Origin of the sequence: Hyella patelloides LEGE 07179 (assembly GCF_900659865.1) — a bacterium.
Taxonomy (GTDB): domain Bacteria; phylum Cyanobacteriota; class Cyanobacteriia; order Cyanobacteriales; family Xenococcaceae; genus Hyella; species Hyella patelloides.
Map to the genome: position 1 here is coordinate 1 of NZ_LR213957.1, position 13,540 is coordinate 13,540.

Annotated in this window: 11 protein-coding genes; 7 read left to right on the plus strand and 4 right to left on the minus strand. The window is 38.6% G+C overall.

The annotated features are described in order from the left end of the window. The 3 genes from H1P_RS23300 to H1P_RS23310 form a co-directional block, all read left to right on the plus strand. Positions 1 to 2,581, plus strand: a 2,581-nt coding sequence (locus H1P_RS23300) for a TonB-dependent siderophore receptor (RefSeq protein WP_144871856.1), incomplete at its 5' end; no start/stop codon positions are given. 102 nt (positions 2,582 to 2,683) lie between these two features. After that, positions 2,684 to 3,715 carry an ABC transporter substrate-binding protein gene (locus tag H1P_RS23305; RefSeq protein WP_144871858.1) on the plus strand — a complete coding sequence of 344 codons (1,032 nt, stop codon included), beginning with the start codon at positions 2,684 to 2,686 and terminating at the stop codon, positions 3,713 to 3,715. Between the two features lie 11 nt (positions 3,716 to 3,726). Beyond that, positions 3,727 to 5,091: an MFS transporter gene (locus H1P_RS23310; RefSeq protein WP_144871860.1), complete on the plus strand. Its 1,365-nt coding sequence runs from the start codon at positions 3,727 to 3,729 to the stop codon at positions 5,089 to 5,091. Between the two features lie 242 nt (positions 5,092 to 5,333). Here H1P_RS23310 and H1P_RS23315 read toward each other — a convergent pair whose 3' ends face one another. Further along, complete coding sequence (locus H1P_RS23315; protein ID WP_144871862.1) at positions 5,334 to 6,131, minus strand: PhzF family phenazine biosynthesis protein; 798 nt, start codon at positions 6,129 to 6,131, stop codon at positions 5,334 to 5,336. 137 nt (positions 6,132 to 6,268) lie between these two features. Here H1P_RS23315 and H1P_RS23320 point away from each other — a divergent pair, with 137 nt between their 5' ends. The 3 genes from H1P_RS23320 (at position 6,269) to H1P_RS36410 (ending at position 8,242) form a co-directional block, all read left to right on the plus strand. After that, positions 6,269 to 7,009, plus strand: a complete 741-nt coding sequence (locus H1P_RS23320; RefSeq protein WP_144871864.1) for a hypothetical protein — start codon at positions 6,269 to 6,271, stop codon at positions 7,007 to 7,009. A gap of 184 nt (positions 7,010 to 7,193) precedes the next feature. Continuing rightward, the gene (gene pstS / locus H1P_RS23325) at positions 7,194 to 7,985 is read left to right on the plus strand and encodes a phosphate ABC transporter substrate-binding protein PstS (RefSeq protein ID WP_144871866.1); all 792 of its coding nucleotides are present in this window, start codon (positions 7,194 to 7,196) and stop codon (positions 7,983 to 7,985) included. 80 nt (positions 7,986 to 8,065) lie between these two features. Continuing rightward, positions 8,066 to 8,242 (plus strand): hypothetical protein, encoded by a 177-nt coding sequence (locus tag H1P_RS36410; RefSeq protein ID WP_186376100.1) that lies wholly within the window; start codon positions 8,066 to 8,068, stop codon positions 8,240 to 8,242. Between the two features lie 10 nt (positions 8,243 to 8,252). Here the strand turns inward: H1P_RS36410 and H1P_RS23330 are convergent, their stop codons facing one another. Further along, the gene (locus tag H1P_RS23330; protein WP_144871868.1) at positions 8,253 to 8,678 is read right to left on the minus strand and encodes a bis(5'-nucleosyl)-tetraphosphatase; all 426 of its coding nucleotides are present in this window, start codon (positions 8,676 to 8,678) and stop codon (positions 8,253 to 8,255) included. A 131-nt stretch (positions 8,679 to 8,809) separates the two neighbouring features. Beyond that, positions 8,810 to 10,108, minus strand: coding sequence for a pentapeptide repeat-containing protein (locus H1P_RS23335; protein WP_144871870.1), 1,299 nt, complete (start codon positions 10,106 to 10,108; stop codon positions 8,810 to 8,812). A gap of 478 nt (positions 10,109 to 10,586) precedes the next feature. Here H1P_RS23335 and H1P_RS23340 point away from each other — a divergent pair, with 478 nt between their 5' ends. Then, complete coding sequence (locus H1P_RS23340; RefSeq protein WP_144871872.1) at positions 10,587 to 12,125, plus strand: hypothetical protein; 1,539 nt, start codon at positions 10,587 to 10,589, stop codon at positions 12,123 to 12,125. 625 nt (positions 12,126 to 12,750) lie between these two features. Here H1P_RS23340 and H1P_RS23345 read toward each other — a convergent pair. Then, a partial coding sequence (locus H1P_RS23345; protein ID WP_186376101.1) for an NAD(P)/FAD-dependent oxidoreductase occupies positions 12,751 to 13,540 on the minus strand: 790 nt, incomplete at its 5' end.

Sequence of the window (13,540 nt, forward strand, 5' to 3'; positions counted from 1 at the left end):
AAGCATGGTGGCATCGCTGATAGGGTTGTTTCTTTCATTCTGGATTGGCAGAAGTTTAATCAAGTACAAGTATCACTATACCAGGCTTATAGCTATTTTTTCTTGTTTCTTTCCGAAAGTCCAGATAAGGGGCGGAGGAAGCAGAGTAGCGAGGGAACAGAGGAGCGAAGGTAATGCTGCGGATTTGGTTCTAAAGGATACCGCGACCCATATTGCCCAGAGCAATTTGACTCGCGTGACGGGAGTAGAGGTAAATCAAACTGAGTCGGGGTTGGAGTTAATCTTAGAGACAGTCGCAGGAAGTGAAAGGTTAGTACCGTTGATTCAGCCAGTCGGGAACGATTTAGTAATCGATATTCTGGATGCAACTTTGGCATTCTCGATTAGAACAGGTATTGAAGAACTCAACCCCGCATCAGGAATTAGTAGGGTTACAGTCAATCAAGTCAACGAAAACAGTATTCGCGTGATTATTACGGGAGAAAACCAAACACCAAGCGCAGAATTAGTGCCTGGTAGAGACGACTTGATTTTAAGCATCACTCCTGATGGGACGACAGCAGAATCAGAACCAGAAGAGGAAATCGAAGTTATTGCCACAGGTGAAGCTGAAGATGAAGATGATTACTTCGTTCCTGATGCCAGTAGAACCCTTAAAACTGACATCCCACTTCGCGATACTCCAGCCTCGGTTCAAGTCATACCGCAGCAAGTAATTAAAGACCAAGGTGCGACTAATGTTAGAGAAATTGTGCGAAATGCCAGTGGTGTCACCTTCTCCAACTCTGCTGGAGGTCGCTCTGAACAATTTATTATTCGCGGTTTTATAGCAGAGCGGTTTCGCAATGGTTTTAGGGATGATTTGTTCTCGACTCGAACTCAAGCTGAACTAGCCAATATCGATCGCGTAGAAATCCTTAAAGGACCTGCTTCAGTCTTATTCGGACGTGCTGAACCATCAGGAATTATTAACCTTGTAACCAAACAGCCCTTACGCGAACCATTTTACGAGCTTGCTTTTACGGCGGGTAATTTTGATTTTTACCGTCCGACTTTAGATTTTTCTGGACCTTTAACGGAAAATGGCAATTTAGCATATCGCTTAAACGCTGCTTACGAAAACGCGGGTAGCTTTCGAGATGGCGTAGAGACGGAAAGATTTTTTGTTGCGCCCACGTTATCTTGGCAAATCGGTGACGATACCGAGTTAACCTTGGAATATTCTTACTTAAACGATACCCGACCAATAGATGACGGATTAGTAGTATTGAGCGACAACGAGGTTGCCAATATTCCCTTTGATTCTTTTCTGGGAGATCCCGATATCCGTGTTGATCTTGAAGAAAATCGCACCGAACTCTATCTCGACCATCGTTTTAATTCTAACCTGTCTTTACGATCTCTTCTACGCTATACTACTGCTACAGACAGTAGGGCAGGTGCTACTTCAGGAATTATTGGAGGCTCGGAAGACGAGCGTAATTTTCCTGTAGGAGAGGGTGGAGGCAATCAATTCTACGAAACTTTTACCTTTCAGAACGATTTGACGGTCAAATTTGATAAGGGTTCGATAAAACATACGGTCTTATTTGGTTTGGAATATACCACGAGATTCTTCAGCTTTGAAGCAGAAGCAAGACCATCAGGAACGATTGATATTTTTAACCCCTCAGCTTTTGAACCCTCAACTGATGTACCGTTTCAATTGATTGCTATTCAAGAATTCCGAGATGATACTTTTGGTATTTATTTACAAGATCAAATCGCTATATTAGATAATCTTCAATTTGTAATTGGTGGACGGTTCGATACTTATAGTAGTGAAACAGATGATTTAGTCTTAGACGTAATCTCAGAAACGGAAGCGGATGTTTTTTCTCCTCGTGTTGGCATTGTCTATCAACCCATCGAACCAGTTTCTCTTTATGCAAGCTATACCCGCTCGTTTACTCCTGTCAGCGGAACGGGTGTCAATAATGAGCCTTTCGATCCCGAACGGGGAACGGGTTTTGAAATCGGGGTGAAAACTGAAATTATCAAAGACCGTCTATCTTCAACCCTAGCTTTCTACGACACGACTTTAACTAATGTAACTACAGAAGATCCTGATAATCCTAATTTTGATATTCAAACAGGAGAACAAAATAGCCGAGGCATCGAACTAGATCTAACAGGAGAAATTGTGCCTGGATGGAATATTTTTGCAGGTTACGCCTATACTGATGCCACAGTAACTGAAGATAATGTAATTCCTGTCGGCAACCGTCTTAACAATGTGCCAGAGCATAATTTTAATCTTTGGACGGCTTACACCCTACAAAAAGGTAGTTTGGCAGGATTGGGATTTGGTACAGGTATTTTTTACATTGGGGAACGGGCGGGAGATTTAGACAATTCTTTCTTCGTGGATGGTTACACTCGCGTTGATGCTGCAATTTACTACGAAAAGGAAAACTATCGAGCTGCCCTTAACTTTAAAAATCTCTTCGATGCTGAATTTATTGAAGGTACGCAAAGCCGTACTACTGTTAACCCTGGTGCGCCTTTTACTGTTCAGGGAACGGTTTCAGTAGAGTTTTGAGGAAAAAAGCTCTCCTAAAGGATACCGCTTCGCATATAAGCTCTAAGCCATAAGCTCTAAGCCTGCTCTGCCCCCTCCTATACTTCCATGCTCCCTCTGCTTATGCCTAAATTACATCGTTACCTATCTTGGTCGATCTTAGGAATCTTTACAGTAATCTTAATTGTGGCTTGCGGTCGTCCTTCTAATTTCCCTGAAAGCGATCGCTCTACAGCTACCAGTGTAGAATCTTGTCGTCTAGTGAGCCACGAGATGGGAGAAACAGAAATATGTGGTGAACCACAAAAAGTTGCTGCTCTCAGTCCTCATATTTTAGACAGTATATTAGCACTAGGGGTACAGCCTGTAGCTTATGCTGAAACAAAAGATTTAAACATTCAAACCTATGATAATCCAGCATCACAAATTCCCTATATTGGTAAATGGGTTACAACACAGCCTATCGGATTGGGCGATCGTAAGTCCCCTTCTCTCGAACGACTAACCCTAGTCCAACCAGATTTAATCTTAGGAGAAAAGTGGCTTAATAAAGATGAATATCCCTTGCTAACTCAGATTGCCCCTACTCTATTGTTTAGCGACGAACGAGCAGATGGACAGCAAGTCTGGCAACAGGACATAGAAGGCATTGCCCAAGCTTTAGGTCGAGAAGCCCAAGCCGAAGAACTTTTAGCAGCATTCGATCCACAAATCGCTCAAGCTCGCGCACCACTACAACCAGTGTTGCAAACTTATCCCCGTGTATTGTTAATTGGTTCTAATTTAACTACTCATGTTTATTCACAACCCGAAAGTACCACAGGTAGATTATTGAAGGCAATTGGCTTTGAAATAGTTCAATCACCAGGTATTCAAGGCAATGCTGAAATTTCCTGGGAAATATTACCCAAAATTGAAACCGATATTATTCTAGTTTTGTCATGGAATAATGATAGTTTTTCTCATCCTGAAGCTATCCTACAGGAAAAATGGGCTAAAAATTCCCTGCTCAACTCAATGCCAGTTTTTCAGCAAGGTCGAGTATATTTTGTCGATTATCAACTGTGGGGTAGTAATATTCGCGGACCATTAACCGATCGCCTGATTTTAGAAGCTTTACCAGATTTGTTACTCAATAGCATCGAATCAAAGTAAATAAATAACTTATCTTTTCTGCTCCCTTTCTCCCTCGCTCCCTTGCATCTCTACCTCCTAAAACAGTGCGTAAATTTATCCTCATCTGGTTCGGTCAACTAATCTCTACCATCGGCAGCTACATGAGCGAGTTTGCCCTGACTCTCTGGGCTTGGGAACTAACGAGATCGGCAACGGCTTTGGCTTTAGTAGGATTTTTCTCCCTACTACCTCGGATTTTTATCTCGATTTTTGCTGGCATAATAGTCGATCGCGCTAACCGCAAATACTTAATGATGTTAGGAGATGCGATCGCTGCTGCTTCGACTCTAGGGATCTTAATTCTTCATTTATCGGGAAATCTGGCTATCTGGCATTTGTATATAGCTGCATCAATTAACGGTGGTTTTGGTCAAATTCAACAATTAGCCTATTCTACATCTATTACTTTACTGGTATCTCCCCAGAATTACACTCGTGCTAACAGCATGAATTCGGTTGTTCACTATGGCTCAAATATCATTGCTCCTGCTATAGCTGGTGTGCTTTATCCGATTATTGGTTTAGGAGGGATTTTACCTATCGATCTAGCGACTTTTGCTGTGGCGATCGCTACTTTGGTTGGGATACGGATTCCTCAACCATCTGGGGAGCGGAGGGAGCAGAGAGAGTATAAGGGCAGAGGAGAAGTAAGTAAATTTAAGGTTTTCTGGGGAGAGGTTACTTTTGGGATTCGTTATATTTGGCAAAGAGATAGTTTGCGCACTTTACTAATAGTTACTGCTTTATTTTGGTTGGCTCACGATCTTGGTGGCGCGATTAGCAATCCGATGATACTCGCCCGTTCGGGGAATAATTCTCAGGCTTTGAGTGCGATTCTTTCTCTTGCAGGTATCGGTGGTGTCACTGGTGCAGTTGTGCTAAGTGCTTGGGGCGGAACACGACGGCGTGTTAATGGGATGCTGGCTGGGTTTATGGGTGCTGGCGTTGCTAAAACAATATTTGGCTTGGGTCAAAATCTAACTGTTTGGCTACCCGCTCAATTTTGTTCTTCCCTCAACTTTCCCCTGCTAGGTAGTTCGGAAACTGCATTATGGATGGAAGCAGTTCCCCCAGAACTTCAGGGACGAGTTTTTGCTGCTAATGATCTAGTTATCAAGTTAGTCAGCGCGATCGCCACTCTAATAGCAGGAACGCTCAGCGATCGCGTATTAGAACCTGCGATGCAGTCACAGACTATTTTGAGTTCTTTATTTGCACCTATATTTGGTAGTGGTGCAGGTGCGGGAATGGCATTGTTGTATGTGATATGTGCGATCGCTATGTTTTCTATTGGTGCGCTCGGCTTTAAACTACCTCAACTGAGTCAGATAGAAAATACGGTGTCGGAGCGATAAGTTGAAAGGTTAAAGGGAAAAGCCCTAAAGGATTCCCTTCGGTCACGCACCGCCCGTGCGGAGGTTTCCGACCCATGAAGGACGGAGCAAGAAGGGTGAGAAATTGACGGGAGGAAATGCTCTGGTCGCCAGAGCATATTCCACTTCCGTGTTGACGATCAAACCAAAATCATTTAGTTTTTTTGTACTCGTGTAAGATGTGGGTAAAAAGAGAATGGCAAAAAGAAAATGCTTCTTAATTTTTAACTCTCAATTTCCCCTCGCATAATAGTTACAGCTTGTCCTTGTAAAAACACTTGATCGCCACCATCATAATTAACTTTAACTACTCCACCACGAGCAGAAGCTTGATAAGCTAAAAATTCATTCTTACCCAACTTATCCCGCCAAAAAGGAGCGAGACAACAGTGGGCTGCACCCGTTACGGGGTCTTCATCTATACCCAAACCAGGAGCAAAAAAGCGAGACACAAAATCATATTCTGAATCACTATCCCCTACGCTAGTTACTATGACATCAGAAACATCCAGAGTTTTTAATAGAGAAAAATTAGGCTGCAAATTACTTACTATCTCTGCTGATTCTACCTCTACTAAATAACCAAGAGAATTTTTAACTACTGTTTTGCAATGTACACCTAAAGCGGTTACTAAATCTTTAGGTGTAGTAGTAGCCTCAGAAATATTTACAGGAAAATTTAACTCAATCCAATCACCTTTTAAATTAGCAGTGAGTAACCCACTCAAGGTATGAAAACGAGCTTCTAAATCTTTTGCTAAATGCCCTTCTGTCCATAAAGTATGAGCAGTAGCTAAGGTTGCATGACCACATAAAGGCACTTCTGTAGTAGGAGTAAACCAGCGTAAATTAAAGCCATCTTCTTGCTTAACGACAAAAGCAGTTTCCGAGAGATTCATCTCTCTAGCAACTAATTGCATCCATGTTTCATCTGCTGGCTCATCCAATACACACACCGCAGCAGAATTTCCTTGGAATGGTGTAGCTGTAAAAGCATCAACTTGAATAATAGTTTGTTTCATTATCTTAATAAAAAAAAGTAATTCACAATAGTCTTTAGTAAAAATTATTGTCTTAGTTTTTGTTGGTGATTATTTTATTTTATATACTATTGGAGAGTATATATTGCCTATTTTTTAATACCCATCATAAAATAGTCATGCCAATAATTAATTATTTTATAGATTTTAATCATCCCGAACCCGTATCAGTATTAAGAGAAGTCATGATACAGGAAAAAAAGAAAAATAGATCATCTTATATTATTAAACTGTCAAAAAAAGAGAGTTTATTAGCAAAACTAAAAACGGTAACTATTAAAGTACCTTTCACTTTTATTAGTTTTATTATTAGTTCATTATTTCTTTTGAGTAATGTAATAATTTTTTCTTCATACTTTTTAATCCAAACTACTAAAATTTATTTTTCATTATTTTCATGTTTAATATTACTGTTCATTATATATTCTTGGTTTATTCTTTATGTTTATACTGAGAGTAAAATTCAGGTTCTTAACTTTAAAAATGTTATAAAACGCTATTTCCGACAAGAAAATATTGATTTAACTATAGAAAATCTCACTCTAGTGATTCAAGATTTTAAAAATATTGAAAGAAACTTAAAGGAAAAAAGCGGATTTTTTCTTGATTTATCTCGTCTATACTGTGAACAGTTTCATAATATTTTTATCGGTTCTTTATTGATATCAGGTTATTTTGAAGCACTTCTGAAGCTTAAACTTGATGATATGCTTGAAATTAATCCTTTTGGAACACTATTTATTTGTTCAATCTTATTATCATTAAAGTATATTATGGAGGTTAAAGACCCTATCATTTTATTAAATAAAGCCATAAAAGCTATGGAACAAGTTAAAGAAGATGTATCTCAAAAAATTTAAGACATGATTTTAAGTAACAGAATACTTTGAAAGCAAGTCTTGCAACTTATACTAAGACAAGGTTTGACTGAGATAGACTACACTTCGAGCTAACCACCTGAAACTCAAGTGTGGGCATTGCCCAGCTTATAATTATCTATCATTTTTCGTTAAAAATAAGATAGTGCTAAATAATGTAAGCAGGATGTTTCTAGCTTTTAAAAAGACAAAAATACTGCAATTGCTTTTTTTATTTTCCCTAGTATTTTTAGTCTCATTTGCTTGCGATCGCCAAACTATAAAAACCAAATTAACTCCAATTACAATCATAGGAAAAGGTGGCTCTGCTTCTTTATTACATACTTGGCTTTTTGAACATAAAAAAATCTATCCTCATATAAACATAGAATATGAAGTAATTGGGAGTACTGCTGGAATTAAAGAATTTAAGCAAGAAACAGTTGATTTTGCTATTAGCGATCGCCAAATAACAGAAGCAGAAATAAAAGAAGTAAATAATGGTGTTGTCTTTCTACCAATAACAGCAGATGCTATATCTGTTGTCTACAATTTACCAGAAATTAAGCATAATTTACGATTGTCGCGAGAAGTTTTAGCCAATATATTTTTAGGAAAAATAACTAATTGGAACGATCCGCAAATTCAAAAAATAAATTCCTCAATAAAATTGCCCAATAAAAAAATAGCTCTGGTTTATCGAGCAGATGGTAGCATGACAAACTGGATTTTTACTAAATATTTAAGTGCAATCAGTAAGGAATGGCAGCACAAAATAGGTACAACAAAAAATATCCAATTATCTTTTGGGATAGGAGCAAAAGGAAGAGGATTTATCGATACACTGGCAAAAACGGAAAATTCGATCGGGTTTTTAAATTACTCTTATGCTAAAAATATTAATATGCCTATGGCTAGTTTAGAAAATCAAGCAGGTAACTATATTACTCCTACCAAAAAAATACTCTTCAAACTATAGAAGTACCTGAAAATTTACAACTAAATACTATAGATTCTCTTGACAGTAATTCTTATCCAATTATTTATTGTAGTTGGATTTTGATATACCAAGAATACGATAATACCGAAAAATTAAAAGCGATCGAGAATTTTATAAAATGGGTGCTATCCGATGGTCAAAAAATAGCTGAAAATTATGATTATATCTATCTGCCTAAAAAGATAACAGAAAAAGCAGAAACAGCTTTAGAGCAAATTAAATATACTAAATATTAAGAAAAACTAATTATATTTCGGTTTTCAAAAATTGCTCTACTGATAGCAATAAAGAATCAATTATTTGATTTTGTAAATTATGGGGAGGATTCCATTCAATCCATTCATAACTATAATGTTCACTACTAATAATTTTTAAGGTTTTTTCTACCCTTCCTAAAAATATTATCAAAGTTTTTTCAACTTTTTTATTACCAAAACGTTTATATCTAGGATAATAAACCGACTCAAATCTAAAATTATTATCTATACAAACTTGTTCTCGCTTAATAGTAGTTTCTTCAAATAGTTCTCTTAAAGCACATTCAAGTTCAGTTTCGCCAGGTTCTATATGACCTTTAGGTAAGTCATAACGATGGGGATGTTTCATCAATAAAAAGAATTTTGGCTCGGTTGTTGTTAGGCAAAATACACCACAAGATTTTACTTTTTTCACGATCTTTAACACAATTTAATTACCCAGGCACAATTCAATTATTTACACATTTTTCTTCTCTGTTAGCTTGTAAGCTTGTCAGCTATGACCTATTACTTTTCCTGACTACACAATTTATTCTGCACAGCTATTTACCTTCCCAACTTATTAGGAATTCCCTCACATCCCCCAGGAATTCTATCTCTTCCTTTTTCGCCACACCACGCACATAAATAATAACGTTGCTCGTCACTGAGTCTTTTAACACCTGAAAAATTAGCTCTTTCGATAACTACTCCTGTATTTTCTCCTGTTTCATAATTAGGGATACCTTTACGAGTGCGAGGGGTAGCGGTTTTAGGCAAGCCATAAAAAAGCTTTGTACTTTTTAAATCTGCATCACCCAGGTTTCCTTCATATAATATTGTACGAGCTAGATTTGCCTTTACCAGATCGCTTCTATAGAGGTTCGTACGTACCAAGTTAGCTTCACTCATGTCTGTCCAACGTAAATCTTGATCCGATAAATCTGCACCTGCAAGCATGACTCCTAAATCAATTACTCTAGTACCATAGGGGCGATCTTCAGCGTAACCACCAGAACCATCTAGCATAGGGCGACCTAAGCGACTATCTCGTTGCAAAGGAGTTAATAAGCGAGATTGTGATAAAAAACGAATTATTTTTGCTTTACCCGTTTTATCTACGCTGGATAAAATAGCAGCCGTCCGACCTTCAGCGATCGCTCTTTCTTGAGGCCAATCTTCTAATAATCCTTCTTCGTTTAAAGTTAAATCGGAAATGCCTTGAAAATAAGCATCAATAGTTTGCTGTTGGGTAATACGGTTTTGCTGAATGGTTAAATCTTTAGAAATAACATATTGCGCCCAAGCAACATACACCGCCAAAATAGCGATGGAAATTTGTCCTAAAGCTCCTACCCAATCAGCCCAAGAGCCAAACTCATCGTATTTAAATTGATTCAACCAACCACTAATGATATTATATACTCCAATATATTTTAGTAAAGCAGCGATCGCAATCAGAAAACCCAGAAAACCGAAAATATTCCTTCTTTCTTGAGGGGTTAAAAACTTAAGAATCCAGTCTTTAACCGATCCTAAAACTATCTCTAAAGAAAAAAGTAAGCTGACAACTGCACCACTTATTCCTAGCCAAGCTAGATCGAACCATAACCCCAACCCCACAGCGACTAACGCCAGCAAAATAACTTGAGATTGAGTTAACTGCAATCTGCGAGGCTTTTTTTTACTGGGTAATTTATTGATGGATTTGTTGGTTACAGATTGAGGAGTAGTAGATGAGATGTTGCTTCTGTTAATAACTAACTCGGCATCCCGATTAATTTCATTATGGTTATTATCTGTATTGATTAATTCTTCGGCTGGATTATAATCTGGGGAAGAAAGAGAATCTGGTCGATCCGTCATTATTTATCGTGGGTTCAAAGAAAGAATATTTTCAACTTAGATTATATTTTATTGGGTATCAGAAGATTTATCATCAAATCTGGTATCAAATAAGGTTGATGATCGCTTTTTGGATTCTGAATCAATGAGGTGCTGCGATCGCCTTCTTCTTTGCTGTCTATTATCTTTACCTTAATTTATTAAGTACAATAATTAATTTTTGATAAAATTTTATTGCCTAATTTTTTACTCAATACAGTTAAAATAACTTAGTGTCTATCCTAAGTATTATTGTGAATTATGACGAATGTCTGATATATAAAGATATGTAAGCTATATATTTAGATGTATAAACGTATTAAAGGTATGATACAGCAACTAAATTATGAGTACAAATCAAATCACCAAGGTGAGAGAAGCAGGATGAAGCCAAGAAGGTAATCAGAAATCATAAGTACTCAATCAAAGCTAAATCATAGAGGCTAATAGAGAAAGAACAATGCAAAACAGTTTTTTTGCTAACTCATTAGACAAAAGAGTTATTAGATCGCGCATTCGTAAGTTGTGTAGAAGTGCCAAAGTAGGTTTTTACAGCATTGGTTTATACCCTGCTTCTCTGGCATACAACTCAGCGATGCAGAACAGTGAAAAATCTTTATTACTTGCCACTCGACCTGGAAGAGATTTATTCGGCGCATTTTCCGAGAATGAGCTTCGAGGAATGGATCCCAGACAAGTTGATAAAACCTATCGTATGGCTAGTCACAAAGAGGACGGTGAATTAGTTCATAACGATCTAGAATATCTCATCGAAAAATGCGATTTAGTATTGCTCAGTTCTAACAGTAAGTATATCGAAAAAGACCTTGTTGAAGCTTGTGCTATTAGAAACAAGCTTAAGCAAAACAATGTTGTATTAGCCTGTCTTGCGGGTTCTTTTAGTCACGATCCAGAAACTAATGATTCTTATGTATTGTGTGAGAAAAATCCTAATTTAGCCTTCTTTTCAGGTTTTCATCGCCACGGTGCATTAAGAGACCCTGTAGACAGTTTTACAGCTAATTTTTGCCATCCCAATGCTTTAACCGCTCTAGTGGGCGCACACATACTTAATAAGTTATCACCCAATATTCAAGTGTCTTCTGGTATTCATAATATTGAAGCCCAGTACATTAAAGCTGCCAAAAATATGGCATCCATCTTTGCAGGATTTGGTTATGAACATCATCAGGATAATCCAGGAGTTTTACCCACTTTACTAACGTTACTGTTGCATCAATGTCTCGATCAAGCAGCAACAGTATCTATGTCCCGCAAAGACCGTCATCAACTTTATAATCAACAAACCATTGCTTTAACTCAATTGGGTTACGCTGTACCCAGAATTGAAGCCAATCTAGACAAAGGCGGTTTTACAGAAAGAGTCCGCGATCATACTTTTTCCCAGTTAACAGCAGTAGTAGCAGATGCCAGAGGTAGTATGATGCTTCCTGTAAGGGGCAAACCTACCAGGAATTTCCAAGCGGGACAAGCCTTAGCTAGAGGAATGATGGATCACGGACGTTGCCCTGTAGATATTGCAGAATTTGAAAATTGGTGTGAAAATGCAGGTTTAACAAAAGGAGCATTGGAAGGACTAAAAGCCTTAAAATACTGGCCTCAAATAGAAGAAAAGTATCGAATTCCCAACCACGACTCTTCTATGGTAAATCTGCTTTATAAAGGTTTGTATGGTACGGAAGTAGAGAAAGATTATGCCTTTGAGGTCATGACAAAAAGCCGACAGTTATCTAACTATTGTCAAGAATCAGTTCGTCCTAGCCACGGTAGAAAATATTTAGATGCATTGGGTAATATCGAACGTTTAGACAGTAATATCGAACGTTTGGATGCTTTAGAGTTAATTGCCAATGCAGTAATTGCGGATAATGCCAAGAAAGCGATTTACAGTGAGATTAGTTACGGAGAAGAAAGAGCCCTCGACCAAGACAGTCCAGCTTATTTGCAAGTTATGGAGTGCATTGAACAAGGAGGGTAATAACAAATCCGATTGATAAAAGTTACTTTAAAAAGCTAAAAGTAAATTAGTTAAAATCCGCCAAGGTTGGTAGGGCTGTTTCATCCTCGTAGAACACAGATGGAGAGATGGGGCGTTCTCATAAGGGTAGGTTTTTCACGGGCGACATAAACTCCCTAAATAAAGCGGTGAGTATGCACTTTCATTCAGTATGGAACTTGAGCAAAAAGTTGTTTATTTATGGTTGAAATTCTGGAAAAATACTTCCTAATTTCTCCATTTCCCGCTCTTCCTTACTAAATTTAACCATTGAAAATCATGACTCGCGCGACGCCCTAAAGGACTTCCTTCGGTCGCGCGATGCGGAGCGAGTCCTTTAGGGAAGCGAGTCCTTTAGGGCGTTCCTCAGCTGAGGAAGCCTACTGGCGCGCGTCGCGCATAACGCGGGGTCTGACCGCTTTGCCCCCAAATGCGATGGGGATAAACACCCCAATATGACGGGTGTAAACACGAAGATGTAACGGGTGTAAACGGATTACAAATTCCGCTTCTTTTGCACCGCAGGTTCACTCTTCAAAAACATACCCTTGTCAGCAACCCTACACCCCTATTTTCCTCTGCTCTTTATTCCTGAATATTCCTGAATTTAGGCTCTTACTTCTGATAAATAACGGTGAACGAACATAATGGAAATTGAGCCTTCACCAACACCCGAAGCTACTCTTTTTACTGATTGATGGCGAACATCCCCTGCAACGAAAATACCAGGAACACTGCTTTCTAACAAAAAGGGATCGCGATCTAAGTGCCATCCAGATATACGTTGACCGTTTTGTTTTAAATCTGTACCAGTGAGAATATAACCCCGTCGATCTCTGGTAACGACTCCCTCCAGCCAGTCAGTTTCGGGTTGTGCACCGATAAAGATAAAGAGGGATGTAGCATTAACTGTTTCTTTTTCTCCTGTATCGTTGTGTAGTAAAGTAAGAGTCTCTAATTTACTATCTCCTGCGACTTCTACCACCTCGGTATGTGTCACGACATCAATGTTAGGAGTCGCGTCAATCTGCTCGATCAGGTATTGGGACATACTCTTAGTCAAAGAGTTTCCTCTAACTAACATGGTGACTTTGCTGGCATACTGGGAAAAGTACATGGCAGCTTGTCCTGCGGAGTTGGCACCACCTATAAGATAGATGTGTTCATCTTGACAAGCGATCGCTTCTGTTTTGGCTGCACCATAGTAAACTCCCCTTCCTGTAAGGTGTTCACAACCAGGAATATTTAATCTGCGCCAAGATACTCCTGTAGCCAGCAACAAAGCATGACAAGTGATTTCGCTACCATCAGCTAGAGTAATAATACGATAGGAGTTTTCTAATTTGACTCCTACTGCTTCTTGGGGTGTGAGAATTTCTACGCCAAATCTTTTAGCC